Below are 22,468 nucleotides of genomic sequence, written 5' to 3'. Positions count from 1 at the left end.
GGCGACTGAGTTACACTAACCCTACCCCCAACCTCCTCCCCGCAAGCGATGAGGGGAATATTGATGTAAATTGTATGATTAGAAAACGCTATAATAGCTTATTCATCACCTTGTGATTCATCTTGATTTTTAGTTTTTTGATGAGTAAATCGAATTCCTACAAAAATATCGTAAATAAACTCTAAAAAGTCTTTCTTTTGTAGTAAACCTGAAGTTTGATAACAGCCTTTTTCATCTAGCAAAGGTTTCATCAGATAATATGTAGACTGATATTTGTACCAGGGAATAGAAGTCCATAAATGATGGATTAAATGGTAATTTTGCCCAAGAATCAGGATATTAAGAATTGCGCTAGGGTAGACGCGGGCATTTTTCCAGCGATCGCGTTCAACAAAGGGACGATGTGGCAAATAATCAAAAAATAAGCCTAGTATTAATCCCACAATACCAGCAGGTACAACCCAAAAATTGAGAACGTACATTAAAAAATGATATTGAACTGAGATATAAATAATTGCAACAACAATTAAGCGGCTAATGAACCATTCCAATAGCTCATATTTGCGCCACAGCCGCCGTCGAAAGAAAAACACCTCGTGGGACAAAAATCGAAATGCAATCATCCATAGTGGGCCACCTGTAGAAACAAAATGATCTGGGTCATCTTTGGGATGGTTGACATGAGCATGATGCTGCAAATGTACTCGCGTAAATACTGGGAAAACAAACCCAAGCATTAGGGCGCTACCATGCCCTAGCATGGCATTAATTACTCGATTGCGGTGGGCAGATTTATGACAAGCATCATGAATTACTGTCCCAGAACAATGCAAAGCAATAGTGTTAAAACTAAAGCATACCCAGTCTGGCCATTGCCAAAGCCAGTAACCACAATTAGATAATACCAGCACTGTCACACATGCAAAAAACAGTAGTAGCGTCGGATTGAAATCGCCAGGAGGCGCGAAAAATTCCTTGGGCGGTTTTAACAGTTTGTGTGTATTTGGCGCGATCGCTTCTACTTCTGTATTTGCTACATCTTCCAAAATGACTTCTAATTTGTTGCCATTTAGCTTTTTATAGTCATCAACGGCTGGGTCGGTAACGATCAGGCTTTTGGCTGTGATGTCGTCAAAAAAATTAGGAGCTAAAGAGGTCATAATTTTTTACTAGTCGCGGTTCCTTGATAAAGTGAGCTTGAAATCCCGAATTCAGCCAGCACAGAATAGATTTCTTGCCCCGATTAGAGAGATGAAACCCTGAAAATCTAGCCGATACTCTTCTCTATTAAAATTAGGTATATATTGTTAGATGTGTAATCTGCAAACAATTTGCAATTCTTGATTACATCATCAATAACATATTTTATTTTTCTTTTCTCTAGCTACCCCTGCTACTAAACTATGCCAACAACAGGATACATATTTTGGTTTTGTATCGATTTTCTCGATTCACCAAGGTAATGCTTTTTCCTATGTATTGAGCTTATATTTTCTGATTGCTTTGTAAAAACAATTTTGAATAATATAAACAATACAGTTTTTTGATTCATTAACGCAAGACTTTTGCCATAATTTCATGTGCAAGAGAAATATTTTAGACGCAAAAAATATTATACTTTTAAGAAAAGAGTATATGCTGTTTGTTTATTATTTTTAAATTTTTTCTGATAATATTCTAATTTTTAGATTTTATCTCAACAGCAGTTAAAATTCCATCTCATTTGATCGTATTCTTCTTAAAAGAAGTTAAGCTTTTGAATCTCTTAGACTTTAATTTGAACAAAGAAATGAGAACTGTGCTGAAATTAGAGAATGGAGAATGAGATATTTTCATGATGAGTGGTTAACTATAGTTGATCGGGTGTTGCTGAATCGAGGTATGAATTTGGATGTAGAGACTAGCAATTGCAACGTCTCTATAAGGATTTTGAAATAACGCAAAATTATTTTTCATACCGCAATCAGCAACGCCTGATCGATATCTCTTGCAAAAGTAATTTTTGCACATTTGTAGGGAAAGGGCAAAGGAAAACTTTGTCTTATTGCTCAGTGAGACAAAAAGTATATGGACAAGCGATCGCTTTCCCGTTTTCGATTCCCTAACACTACGCAGGCTTTGTACTCTTGGGGATCTTTCTAGCTCTAGCTGCGACTTCTAGCCATTCGATATTTATATTTGCAAAATTTGGATGCTAGCAAATTAAGATTCTTGACTTATGAATTAATTCGTGTATCTTGGTGAAATAAAGTCAATGGAAAGACTTACGTGGTATCAAAATCAACATTACGCATAAAATTGTCTGTGCCTTATTTATCATTTTTGCTAGTAAATATACTAGCTTTTAGCAGTTTGTACACTCCTAGCGTGACAACAGCAAGCACAACATCGAATTTACCAAAAATGCATTTAGCTCAAAAGCTAAACTGCAATAATGCTCAGACTCAAGCAGCAATTAATGAATGCACTAAGTTGTCCTATCAAAATGCTGATAAAAAACTCAACCAAGTTTATCAACAACTTCTACCTAACTTAAACAGAACTAGAAAACAAAAGTTGATTGCTGCACAGCAAGCATGGATTAAGTTTCGAGATAGCAATTGTGAGTTTGAGAAAAGCGCATACGAGGGCGGAAGTCTAGCTTCAACTATTTATTTTTCTTGCCTGGAAAATACCACAAAAGAGCGTACTCAACAATTACAAGAATATCTCAAACCCGACCCTTAAACGTGAAGTAGGGGTGCATAGGTATGTACCCCTTGTTTGTACTTGATCCATAGACATATAACTACTTCCCAGTACGAGAAGAGCTATAACTAGTTGATTTGTTTAAGGCGATAGCCTATACCGTGAACTGTTTCAATAAAATCTTCAAAAGCTCCGGCTGCTTTGAGCTTTTGACGCAGGCTTCTAAGATGAACTTTCACAGCATGTTCTTCTGGAGGCGACTCTAGCGACCAAATATGCTCGATAATCACGCTACGACTCAGGACACGACGACCATTTCGCAGTAATAATTCTAAGATTCCGTACTCTTTTGGGGTTAAATGTAGCATATTTTTCCCATAGTTCACTTCATAAGTGCTGGGGTTAAGGTGGAGATTACCCCATTCCAAAATTGGTGGTGATGAAACATTACCCCGACGGAGTAAGGCGCGAATTCGGGCAAATAGTTCTTGTAAATCCACTGGTTTGACGACATAATCATCGGCTCCTGCATCAAGTCCAGTGATTTTATCGCTAACGGTGTCACGAGCAGTGAGCATGAGAACAGGCATAGTATAACTGTGCGATCGCAACCGATGACATAAACTAATTCCATCCAGTTCTGGCAACATCACATCCAGCAGCAGCAAATCGTAATCCAGCATTTTGGCTTGATTCCATCCTGCCTCACCATCTGTCACCACATCAACCGTATAACGCTGGTCTGTAAGGGCTTCTGCTAAAGTTTCGGCAAGGCGTACATCATCTTCAACTAAAAGAATTCGCATAATTTTTTTACCAATACTTAGTTATGTTTAAAACAATCCGCACATTCTCACTGAGATAATATTGCAAAAAGTAACAATTTATCGATCTATTGACTTCTTTCCGTTTTCTTTACTATTTCCTGAGCTATTTCCTTACTTTTGAGATGTAACTTTATAGTCTGTGTGGGTTTTTAATAACCTCCTTAACATATTCCAAAAAAACTCTATCTTTAGCCAGGAGATTTTTAGGAAATGGCTTTTGGACTAAATTCAGGTTTAGGTGTCAGGTTCTTTGAAGACACTAACTTAACTTTTGAAAAAGGCAAAATAAGCAATTAAGCATTTTTCTTTGCACCTGGAGTGCCTCTGCATAACACAGAAAATTATTTTATTTAGAAGAGAAAGCAGGAGGCAGGAGTAAAGAATTATCAATGAAAACTTTAGTTTTGGTGTGAATCATTACTCAGTTTAAAAATAAGAATTGTATTGAGTAGAGTGCAGCAAGATACAAAGCATCTGTAGCATATTTTCCACGTTTTAAATGTGGGTTATTCCTGCCTCATGAGTCAAGAAATTTACTCATTTAAAAATCGATATAAACACTGCATTCATCTCAAATTATTTGAAGCAAAACAATGTTGCCGCCACAAGCGCATAAAAAGCTCCAATGTTGGATAAGAAGCCGTCATTTAATCTGTTCGGGTCATTTTTTTATATTTGAAACTATAGATTATTCTTGCGTTGAAAGATTTAACGAGTGTATAGCTGCTCTAGGAGGAACATTAATTTCCGTTGAGCCGGTTGACAAAATTTGGATGGGCGACCATCGGCAGGTTTTTCTTTATCGTGTCAAGGCTAGTTTGTTTACACCTTGTCATCAGTTAAGGCAATATTGGTTTAAGTATGGTAGTTTTTACACTAGATTTGATAAAAGTTGTTAATTTTTTTGATGTTTAACATGTATTGCTCACTCTGCTTTCATCTTTAACCAGCTAAACAACTGTTCTACTGTCAACTCTAAATCAACCCCATCTAAAACAATCAATCTATCTTCTCTATGACAAAATTCTGGTTGTTGATGTGGTTGAAATACTAGAACTGAGCGGTCATCAGGATCAATCAACCATCCTAGCTGACAACCATATTTTAGGCAGTGTAAGATATTGCTTGTAACTCGATTAGAACTCTGATCGGGAGAAAGTATTTCGATTGTCCAGTTGGGAGCAATTAGCACATCATCTACAGGCTCTCCGTTTTCGTCAAACTCGATTTGTTGCCAACGAATAACTGCTACATCTGGAACAATTGATCGACCACCAAAGGTACAACGCAACTCTGGAAAAGCATAAGCGATTTGCTTTGTTTCTGTAACTTCATTAATTCCATTAATCAACTTAGCCTGAAGTCGGGAGTGGAGGGTTTTCGGCATTGGTTTCTGAATAATTTCACCATCAATATAAATACTTGCAGGCTTTGTTTCCGGTAACTTGAGAAACTCCTCTAGGGTTAGAGATGCAGATTTGGCAACACTCATAACTTCTGCTACTCCAAAAGTATTACATTCAGTTTATCAGCGTTCGGTATTAGCTGGATAAGGGAATAGGAAAGAAGGCAATAGGCAATAGGGAATAGGCAATAGGATAGAAGGCTTCCCAGGTATACTGAGTTTTTTCAAAAACCAAAGATTAACTCTATATTCTATAGTGAATAGCCCTCATTATTCTTCTCTCTGTGTTCTCTGCAATACTTTTCGGATAAGCTTAACAATCTCTCTTTTGGTCTGGGAAAAGGTTAAAGGGTAAGGGGGAAAGGTGAATTAAAACCTTTCCCTTTCCCCTTTCCCCCTTAACCGAAAAGTATTGGTGTTCTCTGTGTCTCTGCGGTTAGTTTAAACAATAATGTTCACAATTAATTTAGGATTGCTATAGCACTAATCAAAATCCCAAATTAAAAAATTTTAAGAGCAAACTAGTTTAAATCCGAAAATTGATTTATTTTCAATACCCAATTCGTTTAATCTGTCATTCCTATGATTATGCCCGATTTTAGTATTATTAGTTTCACTCCTCTCGGTGTTAGCTTTAGCATTATTACCTTGGGAGTAATTTACTATTTTCTCAACTTAGAAGTAACCAGACGGCAACGGGTAGAAGTAGTACTGCGGCAACAAACTGAGCGGGAGCGATTAGTAAATCAGATTGCTCATCATATCCGTAAGTCCTTGGATTTGGAGGAAGTTCTTACTACTACTGTTGCAGAAGTACGCGAGTTTCTCCAAGCCGATCGCGTGTTAATTTATCGCCTTTGGGAAAATGGTACTGGTAGCGCAATGACTGAAACAGTTTTACCTGAATATACAAAAATTTTAGGACAAACCTTTCCACCAGAAGTGTTTCCTCAAGAGTATCATCAAGCGTATTCATTAGGAAAAACCCGCGCGATCGCTAATATTGAACAAGCAGATGTCGAACCATGTTTAGCAGACTTCGTGAAACAGTTTGGTGTCAAAGCCAAGTTGGTAGTGCCAATTTTACAAGAGAATCGGCAAGCGGATAAACAACGAGACAGCAAAACACCTGCTTCTACTCCTTATCTTTGGGGTTTATTGATTGCTCATCAGTGCGATCGCACCCGTGTATGGGAATCTTGGGAAATTGAGTTAATGAAGCAACTGGCTACCCAAGTAGCGATCGCCATCCAACAATCAGAACTTTACAAACAGCTACAAACACTCAACGCTGAACTAGAAGACCGCGTTCAACTGCGGACTCAAGAGTTAGCTGAAGCTAATGTCTCTCTGCGAGCAGAAATTGCTGAACGTCAGCGCACACAAGCCGCGCTACAAGCTTTGATTACTGCCTCACCTCGCGCCATCTTCACACTTGATTTAGAAGGCAACGTCAAAATTTGGAATCCTGCTGCTGAACGGATGTTTGGCTGGACAGAGGCAGAGGTAATTGACCATCCTAACCCAATTTTTTTAGATGACCAATTAGAAGAATACAACACTCTCCAACTAAGTATATTACAAGGAACAACTTATACCAGAATAGAATTGCGCTGTTTTAAAAAAGATGGCACTGCGATCGATATAGTTTTTTCTGCCGCTCCATTGCATGATAGCGACGATAGTATCAATGGCATGGTAGCAGTAATTGCTGATATTACACATCAAAAGAAGCAGGAAGAACAGGTACGCCTACTGCAATCTGTAGTTGTAAATACTAACGATGGCGTAGTTATCACTGAAGCACAACCGATTGGCAAACCTGGGCCGCAGATTATTTATGTTAATGAAGCATTCACCCGAATCACAGGTTACAGCCTGGAAGAAGTTTTAGGTAAAACGCCTCGTATCCTTCAAGGAAAGAAAACAAGTCGGACTGAACTGGATAAAGTCTGGACTGCACTATCTCGTCGGGAACCAGTCACAGTTCAAGTAATTAATTATCGCAAAGACGGCTCGGAATTCTGGAATGAATTCAGCATCGTCCCCGTAACCGATCAAACAGGCTGTTATACCCACTGGATATCAGTACAACGTGACATTACCGGACGCAAGAGGTTAGATGAAATTCGGATGGCACTAGAGCGAGAGAGAGAACTAAGCGTTTTGAAAACACGCTTTTTCTCAATGGCATCTCACGAATTTCGCACTCCTTTAAGTACTGTTTTAGCAGCCGCTCAATTGCTAGAAAATTGTCAAGATGAATGGGATAACTCTTCTAAGCGGCTAAGGAACTTGCAACGGATTCAACTTTCTGTCAAAAATATGGTTCAAATGTTAGACGATATTTTGACCATCAATCGAGCCGAAACCGGAAAACTAGAATTTAATCCCAAACTCATAGATTTAGAAGGATTTTGCGCTTACTTTGTCGAAGAAATGCGCCTAACTACAGATGAGAAGCACACGCTGAGTTTTGTTTGCCAAGGAGAAGCTGTTAATGCTTGGGTGGATGAAAGGTTATTGCGTTCCATTCTGTCTAATTTGCTACTAAATGCGATTAAATATTCTCCTGAAGGAGGTAATGTTAATCTTAGTCTGGAGTTTAAATCAGATAGGGTGATTCTCCAAGTCCAAGATCAAGGTATTGGGATTTTGCTAGCAGATCAAAAGCAGCTGTTTCAGCCGTTTCATCGTGGCAAGAATGTCAGAAGCATTCCTGGTACAGGATTAGGTTTGGTAGTAGTGAAAAAGTGTGTTGACTTACACCAAGGTCATATTAACATCACCACAGAAGTAGGAATTGGTACGATTTGTGCGGTAACACTGCCATTAGCAGCTAAGTCTTAAAGAGTTTTAGGTAAAAGCGTAACGTTTTTAATGCAAGGAGACCATTGGCATCGTCACGCGATGCATTGGCATTGTCACGCGATGCATTGGCATTGTCACGCAATGCATTGGCATTGTCACGCAATGCATTGGCATTGTCACGCAATGCATTGGCATTGTCATACCATTTTGCAATGATATGTAGTATTTCTTCCCCTGCCTCCCCTGCTTCCCCTGCTCCCCCTGCCTGTCAAAACTAATATTTTTGAACGCAACTTGGTATTAATTTGGCGGATATGATATTACTCATTTAGTGCAGCTTCCTTCACATTAAATTGGTATAACTTGGCTGGAAGTAAGCAGAAGTATGATATCACCGAATTGTAAAACGCTGTAATACTATTTCTTTTGCAGAGGGATGCATTAGCATAGCAAGCCGACGCATTAACAATACAAGGCGATGCATTGACATAGCAAGCCGACGCATTAACAATGCAAGGCGATGCATTGGCATAACAAGCCGACGCATTAACAATGCAAGGCGATGCATTGGCATTGCAAGCCGACGCATTAACAATGCAAGGCGATGCATTGGCATTGCAGGGTTATTGCCAAATTTAATTCGCTACAAATTCATTAAATGCTGTATTTAGGGTGATTACAAAAACACTCTTGGTAAAAAATATCTGCTTATCTTTCACACAACCTCTAGCGAAAGAAAGAGTTTGAGGCAGAATATCTCTGTAATCATGAATGCGGACAAGTATTAACGTGTTTAATAACTGATATGCCCCAATATTTCGGAAAGCTACCCACAACAAACCAACCTTGGACGACTGTTAGCAACGTAAAAGCTGTAACCTGGGACAATAATATTATTGATTTTAACTGTGGTGACTCACGTCTTACTATCAGCGTACTTACTCCGAATTTAATCCGCGTGCGTTTTGCACCGACTGGAGAATTTATGCCCCGTCGTTCTTGGGCAGTGACGCCAGATGATGGAGAATGGGCAATAACACCTTTTGCAGTGCGGGAAACTGAAGCAACAATAGAAATTGAAACAGCACAGATTCGTCTGTGTGTCCAGCGAGAAAAGTGCCGCATCGCCTGTTTCGACAAAGCTAATCGCCCTTTTGCTCAAGATGCAGAGATGAGTATAGGTTGGCGGATGGGTGCAGTTGCAGGGTGGAAGGAAATTGCAGCCGATGAACATTTCTATGGTTTTGGTGAACGCACAGGCTTTCTGGATAAACTCAGCGAAGTGAAAACCAACTGGACAACGGATGCTCTAGATTATGATTCACTCACTGATGAAATGTACCAAGCAATTCCGTTTTTTATGGCTTTGCGCCCGCAGGTAGGCTATGGCATATTTTTCAACACCTCTTTTTGGAGTCAGTTCGATATTGGTGCTGAACAACCAGGTATTTGGAAGATGGAAACTCGTGGCGGTGAATTGGATTATTACATTATCTACGGCCCCGAACCTGCCCAAATCCTGAATACATACACTCAGCTAACTGGGAGAATGCCATTACCGCCGAAATGGGCGCTAGGTTATCATCAATGTCGATGGAGTTACGAATCAGAAACCGTTGTACGGGAATTGGCGCAAGAATTTCGTCAGCGTCGCATTCCCTGCGATGTTATTCACTTGGATATTGACTATATGCGGGGCTATCGAGTGTTTACTTGGAGTCCTCAACGTTTCTCCAACGCAGCAAAACTTATCGGTGATTTAGCAGAGGATGGTTTCAAAACAGTCACAATTATCGATCCTGGTGTGAAGTATGAACCAGAAGGTAATTATCATGTTTTTGACCAAGGAATAGAAAACGACTATTTTGTGCGTAAAGCTGACGGTACGTTGTTCCACGGTTACGTTTGGCCAGAGAAAGCTGTTTTTCCTGACTTTTTACGTCCTGATGTGAGTAACTGGTGGGCTGATTTACACAAAAGCCTAACTGATGTTGGCGTGGCAGGAATTTGGAATGATATGAATGAACCTGCCATAAACGATCGCCCTTTCGGCGATGATGGTGAAAAGATTTGGTTTCCCCTAGATGCACCGCAGGGGGGGGAGGGAGCAGGGGAGGCAGGGGAAGCAGGGGGAGCAGGGGAAGCAGGGGAAGCAGGGGGAGAAGAGGAGAACTTTCAATCCAAAATCCAAAATCGCTCGACTGAGCGAAGTCGAAGTCCAAAATCTAAAATTGATGTGACTCATACAGAAGTACATAACTTGTATGGGTTGATGATGGCTAAAGCTTGCTATGAAGGGTTGCAACGGCATCGAAGTTCAGAGCGATCGTTTGTGTTAACGCGATCAGGTTATGCTGGTGTGCAACGCTGGTCTTCTGTGTGGATGGGAGATAACCAATCGTTGTGGGAGCATTTAGAAATGTCTCTGCCGATGCTTTGCAATATGGGACTTTCGGGTGTGGGGTTTGTGGGTTGCGATATTGGCGGCTTTGCTGGTAACGCTACAGCTGAATTATTTGCTCGGTGGATGCAGGTAGGAATGCTTTACCCATTGATGCGCGGTCACTCAGCAATGTCTACTGCTCGTCATGAACCTTGGGTATTTGGCGATCGCGTTGAAAATATCTGTCGAGAATACATTAATCTACGTTACCAATTACTTCCCTATATTTATAGTCTTTTCTGGGAAGCGGCAACGACGGGCGCACCGATTTTAAGACCATTATTGTACCACTTCCCTAACGATCCGAAAACTTATAGCCTCTACGATCAAGTATTGCTAGGTGCATCGCTGATGGCTGCACCAATTTACCGCCCTGGAGTTGAACATCGAGCTGTCTACTTACCTGCTGGCACTTGGTATGATTGGTGGAGCGGCGATCGCTACGAAGGCCCGATTCACATTCTTGCCCATGCACCACTGGAAAAAATGCCACTGTATGTCCGTAGTGGTGCGATCGTTCCTATGCAACCTGTCAGACAATATGTTGATCAATCCCCACTCGACGAGATCCGATTACGGATTTGGCCTGGTAATAATGAATATCAGCTATTTGAAGATGATGGACAAACAAACAAGTATCAAGATAAAAAGTTTTCGCTAGCAAATATCAGCGTATTTACTGACTCTAATCAAACAGTAGTTGAAATTGGAGCAAGAATCGGAGAATGGACACCTCCAGCGCGTGAAGTGATTGTAGAACTTGTTGGTCTTGGAGAGCAACGTTTTCAAGATGATGGGAAGCGACATAGCCTGCAATTCTGAAGTACGGATTGGGGATTGGGGATTGGGTACTAGGGATTGGACATTGAAAAACTTTTCCTAGTCCCCGGTTCCCAGTCTCCAGCGATGCACTGAGTTTCGACACAACGACTGCACGGTAGTTGTGAGTCGAGATTCAACTACCGCGCAGTCGAAGTGTCCCCAATCAGCAGTTTAACTACCATTATTTCCTACTCTAAATTATCTCAGAAAAAATATGCATAGAGATAGATGAAAAGTAAGTCAATGGGTAGCATAAAATACAAGGGACATAAATGGTTAAATCGGAAGAAATACGTAAGTTTATTACGCTAGATAGATGCGGTTAGAGAACACTCAATGTTAAATGTTAACCGCTTGCGGCTGCAAGATAGATTTAAAATCCTGACAAATTCACTAGTGGCAAAAGCTGCAAGTGCGATCGCTGTTTTTGTAGGCAGTTCGGTACTAGTTGGCTGGTGTCTTGGTATTGAAGTTCTTAAGCGCGGCTTCCTTGGTAGTCCTGCCACAATGAAAGCCAACACAGCGCTATGTTTTGTGCTATCTGGTGTGTCGCTGTGGCTATTTTTAAAAGCAGAGGAGGAGAGCAGGGGGAAAAGAACAATTAAAAATGACCTGCAAACTTCTACAGTCCCCTTGCTTACACTTACTCTTCGAATCTCTAAGGTTTGTGCAATAGCTGTCAGTACAATTGCAGCACTCACCCTCTGTCAATATCTGTTCGGCTGGAATCTCGGCATTGATGAACTGCTGTTTCGTGATTCGCCAACTAGTATGACGACATCGCATCCGGGACGAATGGGGGTGAACACAGCACTCAACTTTATACTGGTCAGCATCGCCTTACAGATTTTGATTCATCCAAATACCCACCGCAGTTATTGGTATGCCCAGATTATCGCTCTGATTGCTACTTTAATTTCCTTTCAAGCGCTGATGGGCTATGCCTACAAAGTGAAAGTTCTTTACGGACTTGCCCCTTATACAACATCAATGGCTCTGCATACAGCGATGTTGTTTTTTTTACTAAATATGGGCATTCTGTGGGCGCAGGCAGAACAGGGTTTAATGAGGGTGGTTACAAGTGATACTTACGGCGGTTTACTGGCGCGTCGTTTATTAGTTGCGGCGATCGCAATACCTTTTATATTGGGATGGATCATTGTTGAAGGTCAACGAGCAGGAAAATACGATCCAGCGTTTGCAGTATCGGTATTTGCGAACGCCCTAATTGTAATTTTTACTGTTTTGATTTGGCAAAGTGCCAGAGTTATTGAACGCCTCAGCTATCAACGCGACTGCGCCCAAAAAGCACTGAGAACTTACGAAGCTAAACTGGGGAGTTTTGTTGATTCTAACGTCATCGGCATTCTGTTTGGCGACGTGTATGGCGATATCCAGCAGGCAAACGACGAATTATTGAGGATGATTGGTTACACGCGGGAGGATTTGTTAGCAGGTAAATTAAATTGGAGCGATATCACACCACCAGAGTATCTATATTTAGATGAGCGTGGTGTTGCTGAAGCAAAGGAAAGTGCCAACAGTGCTTGTACGCCTTACGAGAAAGAATATATCCGCAAGGATGGGAGTCGTATCCCGGTTTTAATTGGTTACGTGCTGATAGGAGAAAATCAGGAAGAGTCAGTAGCATTTATCCTCGACTTGAGCGAACGCAAGCAAGCAGAAGCAGAGCAACAAAAATTAGTCTCACTGGTAGAAAATAGCTCTGATTTTATCAGTATTGCCACCCTTGAGGGTCAATTACTCTACATAAATGATGCAGGTCAAAAGTTGCTAGGGTTTGCCAGCGTTAATGAAGTAAGGCAAAAAACAGTATTAGATTACTTCATGCCCAAAGACAAAGCCTATTTTCAAAAATATATACTGCCGACTGTGCTATTAGAAGGGCGCTGGCAGGGAGAATTCTGCTTTCGGCATCTTGAAACAGGCCAACCGATACCAGTTGATTACAACATCTTCACTGTTACAGACAAGAACACAGGTGAGCCAATTGCCTTAGCAACTGTGACTCGCAACATCAGCGAGCAAAAACAGGCCAAGGAACAAATATTACAACTAAACAGGGATCTCCAGCGCCGCATTACTGAATTACAAACTTTGTTGGATGTAATTCCAATTGGAATTGGCATTGCCGAAGATCCAGAATGCCGAAATATCAAGGTCAACCCTTCTTTTGCCAAGCAGTTGGGAATATCCTTAGATACAAATGCTCCCTTAGATGAAAAACTGAAAAGTTTTAAAATCTACCGAGAAGGAAGGGAACTGTCAACAGAAGAACTCCCAATGCAGTACTCTGCTGCTCATGGTGTTGAAGTTCTAGATTTTGAAGTTGATATAGTCCATGACAATGGCAAAATCGTCAACCTGTTGGAGTCCGTTGCACCCCTGTTTGACGAAGAGGGTAAAACTAGAGGAAGCGTTGGTGCATTTTTAAATATTACGGAGCGCAAACAGGTACAAGAAGCACTGCTAAATCAGCAAAAATGGCTGGAGGATGTCTTAAATCTGATGCCAAGACCATTGCTGTTTATCGAACCAGGAACGGCGCGGGTAACTTTTGCCAATCGCTCTGCTAACGAATTAGCTGGAGGCGAATTTCCCAAAGGTGTACCAGCCGCAGAGTATGACACAGTTTACCATTATACGGATGCGGCTGGCGATCGCATCCCCAATGAACAAATGCCAGGAGTGCGGGTTGCCCTTGGCGAATGCCTGAATGGGTTGGAGGTGGACTGGCACACTCCCGGTGGTGTGCGATCTCTACTGATATTTGCTGATACCTTGCCAGCAATGCACGGTCATCCGGCTACCTGTATCTTGGTTTTCCAAGAAATCAGCAACCTTAAGCAGGCAGAAAAAGCACTCTCGTTAGGTTACAAAAGGCTAAAGCTACTATTTGACACAGCCAACGATTTATTATCAAGCCAGGAACCAGTACTACTAATCGATAGCGTCTACCGAAAACTCTCACAGCAAATTGGTCTAGATATTTACTTTAACTATCTGGTTGAAGATAACTCTCAGGTAATGCGCTTAGGTTCTTACAGTGGCATTTCCCAGGAGATGGCAAAGGAAATTGAGTACTTGCCATTTGGTGAAAGAGTTTGTGGTAATGTTGCGCTCTCACGCCATCCTATAGCTGTAGAGAATGTGCAGCAATCTACTGATCCGCAAAGAGAATTGATTCGCTCTTTAGGCATAACTGCTTATTATGCATACCCATTGATCGCCCAAGGACGGCTGTTAGGTACTCTATCTTTTGGTAGCCGCACTCGGTTAAGCTTCACCGATAATCAAAAGGGGATGATGCAAGCAGTATGCGACCAAATAGCGATCGCAATGGAACGGGCTAGTTTAATTGCTTCTTTGCAACAACAAACACAGCAGTTGCAAGAGGCCAATCGCATGAAGGATGAGTTTCTGGGGATATTGTCTCACGAATTGCGATCGCCCCTCAATGCTATCCTTGGCTGGGCGCAATTACTGCAACGAAGCAAGCTCAGTGATAGCCAAATGGCTAAGGCTACGGAGACAATTGAACGCAATGCTAAAGCGCAAACCCAGCTAATTGAAGATTTGCTGGATATATCGCGGATGATTAGAGGCAACTTACGCCTCACTGTCCGTACTTGTAATTTGGTTCCCATAATTGAGTCAGCTATCGAGACTGTTAGTTTAGCCACCCAGTCCAAGGAAATCGATTTAAGATTTTCCCTCGTTCCTTCAAAAGAAACTAATCACGAAAATCTAGAATTTCCAGAAGCACAATTCCAAACCAATCAACATTCAGAGGACAGCAAGCTTGGAGATAATTCTCAATTCTTAGTTTCTGGGGATTTCGAGCGCTTGCAACAAATCATCTGGAATCTGCTATCTAATGCCATCAAATTCACACCCGTCGGCGGACGGGTAGAGGTGCAATTGTCAATAGTCAGTGGACAAGAAAAAAAACAGACTACAGATAAATATGCCCAAATTCAGGTGATTGACACAGGTATTGGCATCAGTCCTGATTTTCTTCCTTACGTCTTCGATCGCTTTCGTCAAGCTGATAGTTCTAGCACTAGAACCTATGGTGGATTAGGGCTAGGATTAGCGATTGTTCGTCATTTAGTAGAATTACATGGTGGTACTGTCCACGCAGATAGTCCAGGTAAAGAACAAGGAGCGACGTTTACAGTCAAACTACCACTTCTGAAGAGTTTCCCCAAGACAATGGTTACTCTTTGATCCATAAAGTGCGATCGCAGCCACCACAACTAGAGGAAATTCCAGCCGCTTTTTTCTCACTCCCTGCCTCAACGGATAAATTTCTTAACCCAAGCGTATTGGGTTATCAGCCACATTTACCTAAACTTCGTTCCGAGTTGCGTTTTTAATATCCAAATTTATACAAAATTATAAGTTTTTCTCAATCATCAAACAATAGCTTTTTTCTTTACAATTTAGGCTAGTTGGTGAATACCTGCATTATCAGAATATTTATATATATTTTTATTTCAATACGAATAATTACTGTCTATTAAGACGATGAATACTTAGTATAACAGGCTTCAATACAATTCAGATCGCTTCTTGATTACGCGAACATTTCCCTAACCTCTCTTAAAAATCTCGCTCTTTCCCTACTTTACCCTCTTAAAAAAGGATTGCCATTGGCGGGGGGATGTTATGTGAAAGATATTAAAAGCGGCTTCCGAAATAGACGGTTTAAGAGTTGTATTTAAATTATGTAACCTCAGCTAATCCAAAGAGGCTACATAAACTCTAATTTGAGTATTTTAAGATTTTTATGTTAAAAATGAGACCTTGAATTACTTAAATTAGTATGATCAGTCTGTAGTATTCATACCAATTCACTAAAATAATGAGACAGATGCAAACCCCGAAAGCCTTACTAATTCTGACTTTCTTAATTTTGAATTTTGAATTTTGAATTTTGAATTGGTATCACTCTTTGTATAACGCTATGAACAGTCACTAAGACACTTACTGTATGTTTTTTCCCCATCATTTTATACATTAAGATACTTTATATGATCGCCCTAACAAAGAAATTAGTCAAAACATTAGCTAAACCAGAACAGCTAGATAGTATTAACTTACATACCTCGAAGCGAGCTGATTTTTTACAAGAAGTAATTGAAGGCTTAGAAGACGGAATATTAATTTTAAGCCAAACTGGTGAAGTTATTCATGCGAATGCATCTGCTCATCGCCTTTATCGTAAATTCAATCAAGATAATTTCAACAAAAATTTTATATCACCAGTCATCTGGAATCTTTGTGAATCATTACTTAGCAGTCAGTATTTATTTTCCGATCAACTGATCATTTTGTCGGATGAGATTGTAGTTGATAAGTCAAATGTTTTTCGTATTAGGGTGAGACTGCTAGATTTAGATGGATTTGAAGTACCTTGCTTATTAGTAACCATCGAAAATCAGTGTGAATCTTTGAAAAGTTTAGCAATTACTGAAGTTAAAAAATTTGACCTGACGCCACGAGAAGCTGAAATTTGGTTTCTCTATAGAAGCAACTACAGCTATAAAGAAATTGCCACTAAACTTTACATCACCATAAATACAGTGAAAAAGCACATGAAAAATATTCACACCAAGCGACAAGCATATCTTGTCGCTGAATAATAGTATTGAGCAGATAAAACTTTGTTCGTAGTGAGCGATAAATCACTCTATATAAGCTTCTTAAAGAGTAGAGCTACTTACTACGTGCTTTTTTAATTAAGCCTTTTTACTCACCGAGGCTCAGAAGGTTGTTGCAGGCGCAATAAGGTATTGTAAACCTGCCTTTTTAACAAATTATTGTTTTGTAATTCTATAGTAATTTTATTGAATTGTTCAAATCTCAAACCATTATCTTCGACAATTTTTTGAGCGTGGGTACAGTAATTCACGGCGATATCTTGAGCCTTCTTTGGAAGACCAGTTATGCTGTTAGGATCGTTGCAAACAATCTTGGGAATTTCTCCATTGCCAATGAGTTTTTTAATTTCTTCAAAGGCATTTTGACGAGCTGGTTCCATTGCTAGCACGGCTTGAGCATAGCTATCGATTTCAGTATTGTTAACTATTGGTGGTGGAGTTTGGCCATAGGCTTTTGAACTCAATGAAAAAGCGTTATAAATCACACTCACAGTAGCAATCGCGCCGAAAAAGAATGATTGGGAAAGGATTCGTTTTCGGCTAGAACGGGAAAATAAATCGGAAATTTTCTTCATATAGTGTGTGACACAAAACTACATCAGGGATATTATAAGAACTTTGAATTATTTTCGGAGTTGGAAGTTCCAGGAACTAGTCAATACATCAAGCTTTTATATTTGATTGTCAATTTCCTTGGCATACTTGACAAAGTTCGATTATTTTAGTCTGGAGTGCTGACATTTCTGATGCTCCTTGCTTGAGGCTCACTTCTAATTCCAATAGTAAGGGTAAGCAAGAGATTAACTGTTGCACAGAAAGCAGTCGGATTTCTTGCTGTAAGAAGTAAAGTCGTTTGGGATTACCGATATCAGCAGCAGTAGCGATCGCTTGTTGATTGCGCTCACCACTTTCTATCATAATCTTTACCCATAGCCAGGTACGAAATTGTCCAATCAGTGTAGCAACTATCCGTAATCCTGGCTCGGAAGCATTGCTCAAGTCTGCCAGTGTTGTCAAAGCTTTAGCTGTATCTCCTGTTCTGATCGCTGCTGCTAATTGTAAGCTATTTTGAGTAGTATTTCTTACTAACTTGGTAACGGTATCTATGTCTAAAGGCTTATTACTACCTTGGGCATATAGCCGCAATTTCTCTAACTCATTGTAGAGAAGCCGTGTATCATTTCCCACGGACTCTGCCAACAACTGGGCAGTATTGGCAGTCAGTTTCACGCCCACAGTCTGGGCTGCTTGAGTAACAGATTGCACCAGTAATTCTGTTTTCCAAGGGGGAATGAGGGGAAATTCTCGAAATTCCGTGGCAAACTGTTTTAACAATTTCGTGGATTTGAGGCGTTCATCTGGCTTATTACGGCTAGTGAGCAATAAAAATGAGTTTTCGGGAATGACTCTTAGCGATCGCCCTAATTCGGCTAAAACATTCTCTGGGCAGTGCTGACACAGGGTTGTATTTATCAGCCATACCAAGCGCCCACCAGCGCCAAAAGTGGGTGTCATGACCTGATTTAACCCCTCGATAGCGGCATCAGCTTGATCTGGAGAGAATGCAGTGTAGTTAAAACTTGTCCATTGGGGATCGAGGACGCGATCGCGCAGCATGGCGATCGCTTTTTCCATAGCAAAATCATCCTCACCCCAGTAAACATAGATTGGCATAGACTAACCTCGTAGTATATCGGGCAATGGGGCATTGGGCGTTAGGAGTGCTGAGTGCTGAGTGCTGAGTGCTGAGTTCTGAGTGCTGAGTTCTGAGTTAAGAGTTTTGTTTGTCTCCTTGTCCCCTTGTCCCCTCATCTCCCTGCTCCCCTGCTCCCCTGCTCCCCTGCTCCCCCACTCCCACTCCCAAAAATTAAATACTTTTGAAATCATTCTGTTAATCGGGGTAATTTTCCCTAAAATCTATCAAGTGAGAGCGTGAGGCTATGAAGATTGGACGACAACTATCAAACTTACTTAAATCGGTTAGCACGACTGACGCTGCCAGAAGCCTACAGATCGCAAGCCCAGCATATCCAGGAATCTTCTAAATTTCAGCCACATTCTGGGTTGAGACAAGCAGTGTCCTTTCCTGGCTATACCTTAATTACCCCACCGGCAGGAGAAGAATCAGAAAACTCTGCTTTCTATGCCAAATTACAGACTTACCAACAGGAACTTTTAGAGTTGCCTGTAAACCATAATTTGATTGTACCTGTACCTCCTGCTAGCTTCCATCTGACTTTAGCGGATTTAATTTGGGACAACGCTTACCTTGATGCCTACGAAAAAAATCCTAAATTTGACGAGGAGTTGCACTCTTGTGTAGCCGAAATATTTCAAACATATCAACAATTGATGACAAACAGGAGTCATCCGATTAAATGGCAAATGCTGGGACTGATACTGATGCCAAGAGCTGTAGCAGTTTGTTTAGTACCTCAAGATGAACGCTGCTACGAGGAAATTATTAAATTTCGCCGAACAATTTATCAAAATCCTAAGTTAATTGCTTTGGGTATTGAGCAGCATTATCACTTCACAGCCCATGTTACATTAGCGTATTTCGGGGAGGTTCCATCTGACTTAGATCGCATAAACTTCAGCACGATGCTTTCTCAATTGAATGAAAAATGGCTGTTTGATTTGCCAGAATTTTTGATCAATCGCGTCGAATTGCGAAAGTTTGACAACATGACACGCTATTATCGTGAACCAAATTGGCCGATTTTAAATTTTTGACCTGACCTGGGTATTATCTGAACAACATTAAATTTGGGTTTACTAATATAGCGGTTCTTAGTTTAGTCCAATATAGACCTAACCCTCAGCCCTTTCCTTTATAGGGAAGGGAAGTAATTTCAAATCCTCTCTCTTTTTTGGAGAGAGGTAAACTTTTTATTGCATAGAAACGAAAATTGTTGTATTTTTTCGCATTTAAAATTCCGGTTTTTGATAACCGAGGTAAATTGCTTCTAAAAAAACATCAGGCGTAACAGCTTCTGGCAATTTTTCTAAATTAATAATAGCTACAACTTGCTCGGCTAACTTTAAAGATAATGAGGATCTTGCCTTTAATGACATTGCACTACGACGCTGCAAATACTCCCGAATTACAGCAAAATCATCTGCCATCAATGGTGATAAATCAGCAATTTGTACTAACTGTTCATGGAGCGTCTTTGCCTGTTCTGAAATTTTCAATGTTGCAGATGTAGTAGGTATTTGGGCTTGAATTACAATTGTGCCAGCAGCCAAATCACCTAAGCGCTTTTCGCGGCGACCCAACATAATTAAAAAAGCGCCAATAAACAAAGTTTCATCAAAGGGTCGCAGTAAGGCACGTAGCGTTGCTTGTTGTAGCCCGATGAGTCTACCATCATCTCGAACTACGCGAATTTTAGCAACCCGTTTACCAGGGGTTTGCCCAAACCATAAGGTTTCAAAAAATACAAAGTAGCCGATGTAAATTGCAAAGGCGATCAAGCAGAAAATTGCTATTAACCAAATTCCTAAATTCTGAGCATTCGTAATCAAGCCCTCAAAAAAATTGAAGAGTTGTGTCGAAAAGACAGTCCAGGTTAGTAAAAATACAAACAAGGTTACAGTCAAAATTGCATAGTCAATCAGCACTGCCAGAGCTCGATTACCTATTCCTGCTAAGGTAAATTCCAACTCTACACTTTCTGGAGTCTGGAATGTGATGCGATTAAAAAAGTGCATATTTTAATTAATTCAAAATTAATAGAGTTGGATTAAGGTGTTGAGTTAACGAAAATCTTGCGAGGGAGGTTCTCTTAATTGCAAACCTAGACCTTCACGCCGACTACGCAAGTCCAAATATAAAACAGCTTTTAGTGCTTGCCAGAATGGCATGATTAAAATTCCACCTATTAAGCTTCCAACCCAAGAAATAAAATAGACAATTGAGTAGATAACAGAACCAGGCTCAAGCTTTATTAGGAATAAGCTAGGTATATAGTTTAATACAAACACCAACGGCAATGTAACGATAAAAGCAACTAAAACAACGCCCTGAATGCGAAATACTGAGGTTTTTGTTAACTCCCAACTTCTGGCAACACTTTCGCCACCATTGATATTTTCTTCAACTGCTAAGGGCACCTCAGCTACTATCCAACGGGAGTAGAACCAGGTTAGCCCCAATAATATAATCCCTGACGTTACAATTATTGCCAATGTAGTTACGACTATAATGCCTGAAGTACCTAATATCCCTCCTAATACTAATGCGATCAAGCCAGCTAGTACACCGCCCACGATCGCTAGTCCTAAATAAATTAGAGCCAAAGATATACCGACTTGAAAACCAACTCTCAAAAATGACCAAAGACGTGGATTAATATGGCTGCTGGCAGTTTGGACACCTTCAGGTTGGTAAATCAATTCTCCAAAAGCCAAGCGTGAAATTAGTCCAGAAATGGCTGCATATTTTGCCCAGCCATAGACAGGAACTAGAATCCACAAATGAGCGATCGCAGCCAGATTGAGATAAGTCTTCAGATGAGAACGATACAACTGCACCGCAGCACTGACAACGTTACCGATACTCAGTGGTTGTATCTGACCGGGAGATCCAAAGTTTTCAGACATAATAGTAAATTTTCCTTGAAACTACGGAGATGAATTTGAGGCTATCTTAAGCTAAGTTAAACTCAGTGTTCCCAAAATTCATGAATATTCAACGTTGGATTGCGCGACGAGAACCGAATTGGCAGCGTTTGGATGCCTTATTAAAGCAGATAGAAAAAAAAGGTCTAAAGTCCTTACAAGCAGCAGAAATTAGAGAGTTAGCGAGTTTATATCGTTCCGTAGCGGCAGATTTGGCCCGTGCCCGCACTCAGCAAATCGGTAATACTTTGATACAAAGTTTACAATCTTTAACAACCCGTGCCTACACGCAGATTTACCAAGGTTCGCGGCGACAAGAATGGCAGGCAATCTTAGAATTTTACCGTTGGGGATTACCATCTGTAGTCCAAAAAGCATTTGTATACATTGCTACTGCAACAACGCTATTTCTACTAGGCGCACTAGTGGCTTGGTGGTATTCCTGGCAGAACCCCAGCTTTATGCCTTTGATTGTACCTGAAAGCTTGATTAGCAAGGTACGAGATGAGCATAAATTATGGATGGGTTCAATTGTTGGTGTTGAACCTCTGGCATCTAGCGGTATTATGATCAATAATTTGTCCGTGTCTTTTGGGGCTGTCGCCGGAGGCATGATTGCTGGAGCATACACAGCCTATTTGATGATATTTAATGGTTTATTAATTGGTGCTGTTGGTACTTTAGTTAGTCAAAATAATCTGGCTTATCCTTTTTGGGCTTTTGTATTGCCGCATGGTTCCTTAGAATTACCCGCAATCTTTTTTGCTGGAGGTGCGGGATTTTTATTAGCAAGAGCAATTTTATTTCCTGGTAAATATCGCCGTGGAGATGCGCTGAAATTCTATGGTTATCAGGCAGTGCAGCTAGTATTTGGGATTGTACCAATGTTGATTATTGCTGGTGCGATCGAAGGCTTTTTTTCCCCTAATCCTAATGTACCTGATGCAATTAAATATTTGGCAGGAATAGGATTATTTATACTTTTGGTAATGTATTGTAGCCGCAAACAACCATAAAATAATTTAGATGACGGCTGATTATCAAATTGAAAATATATTTTAGAATAAGACAAATACTAATTATGTAAATAAATCATCATAAATTGAAGCTAGGATAATCATGGTAAAAACATCAAATAAAAGATTAGCTCTAAAAGAGT

At 40.5% G+C, this 22,468-nt stretch carries 15 protein-coding genes; 7 read left to right on the top strand and 8 right to left on the bottom strand.

The annotated features are described in order from the left end of the window. Positions 1 to 98 precede the first annotated feature (98 nt). Positions 99 to 1,160 (bottom strand): beta-carotene hydroxylase, encoded by a 1,062-nt coding sequence (gene crtR / locus RMX98_RS02300; RefSeq protein WP_322679299.1) that lies wholly within the window; start codon positions 1,158 to 1,160, stop codon positions 99 to 101. A gap of 1,108 nt (positions 1,161 to 2,268) precedes the next feature. On the opposite strand from crtR, the gene RMX98_RS02295 reads away from it, so the two are divergent. After that, positions 2,269 to 2,727, top strand: a complete 459-nt coding sequence (locus RMX98_RS02295; protein ID WP_322679300.1) for a lysozyme inhibitor LprI family protein — start codon at positions 2,269 to 2,271, stop codon at positions 2,725 to 2,727. An 89-nt stretch (positions 2,728 to 2,816) separates the two neighbouring features. Here the strand turns inward: RMX98_RS02295 and RMX98_RS02290 are convergent, their stop codons facing one another. After that, the gene (locus tag RMX98_RS02290) at positions 2,817 to 3,494 is read right to left on the bottom strand and encodes a response regulator transcription factor (protein WP_322679301.1); all 678 of its coding nucleotides are present in this window, start codon (positions 3,492 to 3,494) and stop codon (positions 2,817 to 2,819) included. A gap of 946 nt (positions 3,495 to 4,440) precedes the next feature. Further along, positions 4,441 to 5,007: a Uma2 family endonuclease gene (locus tag RMX98_RS02285; RefSeq protein ID WP_322679302.1), complete on the bottom strand. Its 567-nt coding sequence runs from the start codon at positions 5,005 to 5,007 to the stop codon at positions 4,441 to 4,443. Positions 5,008 to 5,502: 495 nt separating this feature from the next. Here RMX98_RS02285 and RMX98_RS02280 point away from each other — a divergent pair, with 495 nt between their 5' ends. Continuing rightward, positions 5,503 to 7,770 carry a PAS domain S-box protein gene (locus RMX98_RS02280; protein ID WP_409881004.1) on the top strand — a complete coding sequence of 756 codons (2,268 nt, stop codon included), beginning with the start codon at positions 5,503 to 5,505 and terminating at the stop codon, positions 7,768 to 7,770. Positions 7,771 to 8,122: 352 nt separating this feature from the next. On the opposite strand, the gene RMX98_RS02275 is transcribed toward RMX98_RS02280, so the two are convergent. Further along, the gene (locus RMX98_RS02275) at positions 8,123 to 8,347 is read right to left on the bottom strand and encodes a hypothetical protein (protein WP_322678979.1); all 225 of its coding nucleotides are present in this window, start codon (positions 8,345 to 8,347) and stop codon (positions 8,123 to 8,125) included. Positions 8,348 to 8,536: 189 nt separating this feature from the next. Between RMX98_RS02275 and RMX98_RS02270 the strand changes: the two genes are divergently transcribed. From RMX98_RS02270 to RMX98_RS02260, 3 genes are all read left to right on the top strand, one after another. Continuing rightward, positions 8,537 to 10,996 carry a glycoside hydrolase family 31 protein gene (locus tag RMX98_RS02270; protein WP_409881003.1) on the top strand — a complete coding sequence of 820 codons (2,460 nt, stop codon included), beginning with the start codon at positions 8,537 to 8,539 and terminating at the stop codon, positions 10,994 to 10,996. 336 nt (positions 10,997 to 11,332) lie between these two features. Next, a complete protein-coding gene (locus RMX98_RS02265) occupies positions 11,333 to 15,247 on the top strand; it encodes a PAS domain S-box protein (RefSeq protein WP_322678977.1) in 3,915 nt (1,304 codons plus the stop codon). Between the two features lie 806 nt (positions 15,248 to 16,053). Continuing rightward, positions 16,054 to 16,665 (top strand): helix-turn-helix transcriptional regulator, encoded by a 612-nt coding sequence (locus RMX98_RS02260; protein ID WP_322678976.1) that lies wholly within the window; start codon positions 16,054 to 16,056, stop codon positions 16,663 to 16,665. Positions 16,666 to 16,775: 110 nt separating this feature from the next. Here the strand turns inward: RMX98_RS02260 and RMX98_RS02255 are convergent, their stop codons facing one another. Together RMX98_RS02255 and holA are read right to left on the bottom strand one after the other, a co-directional pair. Further along, positions 16,776 to 17,258, bottom strand: a complete 483-nt coding sequence (locus tag RMX98_RS02255; RefSeq protein ID WP_322678975.1) for a DUF4168 domain-containing protein — start codon at positions 17,256 to 17,258, stop codon at positions 16,776 to 16,778. Positions 17,259 to 17,367: 109 nt separating this feature from the next. Beyond that, positions 17,368 to 18,357: a DNA polymerase III subunit delta gene (gene holA, locus RMX98_RS02250; protein ID WP_322678974.1), complete on the bottom strand. Its 990-nt coding sequence runs from the start codon at positions 18,355 to 18,357 to the stop codon at positions 17,368 to 17,370. Between the two features lie 273 nt (positions 18,358 to 18,630). Here holA and RMX98_RS02245 point away from each other — a divergent pair, with 273 nt between their 5' ends. Then, positions 18,631 to 19,419 (top strand): DUF1868 domain-containing protein, encoded by a 789-nt coding sequence (locus RMX98_RS02245; RefSeq protein WP_322678973.1) that lies wholly within the window; start codon positions 18,631 to 18,633, stop codon positions 19,417 to 19,419. Positions 19,420 to 19,614: 195 nt separating this feature from the next. On the opposite strand, the gene RMX98_RS02240 is transcribed toward RMX98_RS02245, so the two are convergent. Next, positions 19,615 to 20,400: an RDD family protein gene (locus RMX98_RS02240; RefSeq protein ID WP_322678972.1), complete on the bottom strand. Its 786-nt coding sequence runs from the start codon at positions 20,398 to 20,400 to the stop codon at positions 19,615 to 19,617. 45 nt (positions 20,401 to 20,445) lie between these two features. Then, positions 20,446 to 21,291: a hypothetical protein gene (locus RMX98_RS02235; protein ID WP_322678971.1), complete on the bottom strand. Its 846-nt coding sequence runs from the start codon at positions 21,289 to 21,291 to the stop codon at positions 20,446 to 20,448. 80 nt (positions 21,292 to 21,371) lie between these two features. Here RMX98_RS02235 and RMX98_RS02230 point away from each other — a divergent pair, with 80 nt between their 5' ends. Next, a complete protein-coding gene (locus RMX98_RS02230) occupies positions 21,372 to 22,325 on the top strand; it encodes a stage II sporulation protein M (protein ID WP_322678970.1) in 954 nt (317 codons plus the stop codon). The last annotated feature ends 143 nt before the right edge of the window (positions 22,326 to 22,468 follow it).

The sequence above is a fragment of the Nostoc sp. DedQUE02 genome (assembly GCF_034531035.1).
In the GTDB taxonomy this organism is placed as follows: domain Bacteria; phylum Cyanobacteriota; class Cyanobacteriia; order Cyanobacteriales; family Nostocaceae; genus Nostoc.
Note: the sequence above shows the minus strand (reverse complement) of the source record. Positions and strands in the feature narration are given on the sequence as shown.

Coding starts and splice junctions, on each gene's coding strand:
- RMX98_RS02265 (WP_322678977.1), top strand. CDS start 11,333: ATGTTAAATGTTAACCGCTTGCGGCTGCAAGATAGATTTAAAATCCTG.
- RMX98_RS02285 (WP_322679302.1), bottom strand. CDS start 5,007: ATGAGTGTTGCCAAATCTGCATCTCTAACCCTAGAGGAGTTTCTCAAG.
- RMX98_RS02290 (WP_322679301.1), bottom strand. CDS start 3,494: ATGCGAATTCTTTTAGTTGAAGATGATGTACGCCTTGCCGAAACTTTA.
- RMX98_RS02280 (WP_409881004.1), top strand. CDS start 5,503: ATGATTATGCCCGATTTTAGTATTATTAGTTTCACTCCTCTCGGTGTT.
- RMX98_RS02255 (WP_322678975.1), bottom strand. CDS start 17,258: ATGAAGAAAATTTCCGATTTATTTTCCCGTTCTAGCCGAAAACGAATC.
- RMX98_RS02240 (WP_322678972.1), bottom strand. CDS start 20,400: ATGCACTTTTTTAATCGCATCACATTCCAGACTCCAGAAAGTGTAGAG.
- RMX98_RS02235 (WP_322678971.1), bottom strand. CDS start 21,291: ATGTCTGAAAACTTTGGATCTCCCGGTCAGATACAACCACTGAGTATC.
- RMX98_RS02270 (WP_409881003.1), top strand. CDS start 8,537: ATGCCCCAATATTTCGGAAAGCTACCCACAACAAACCAACCTTGGACG.
- RMX98_RS02260 (WP_322678976.1), top strand. CDS start 16,054: ATGATCGCCCTAACAAAGAAATTAGTCAAAACATTAGCTAAACCAGAA.
- RMX98_RS02275 (WP_322678979.1), bottom strand. CDS start 8,347: ATGCCAATGCATCGCCTTGCATTGTTAATGCGTCGGCTTGCAATGCCA.
- crtR (WP_322679299.1), bottom strand. CDS start 1,160: ATGACCTCTTTAGCTCCTAATTTTTTTGACGACATCACAGCCAAAAGC.
- holA (WP_322678974.1), bottom strand. CDS start 18,357: ATGCCAATCTATGTTTACTGGGGTGAGGATGATTTTGCTATGGAAAAA.
- RMX98_RS02230 (WP_322678970.1), top strand. CDS start 21,372: ATGAATATTCAACGTTGGATTGCGCGACGAGAACCGAATTGGCAGCGT.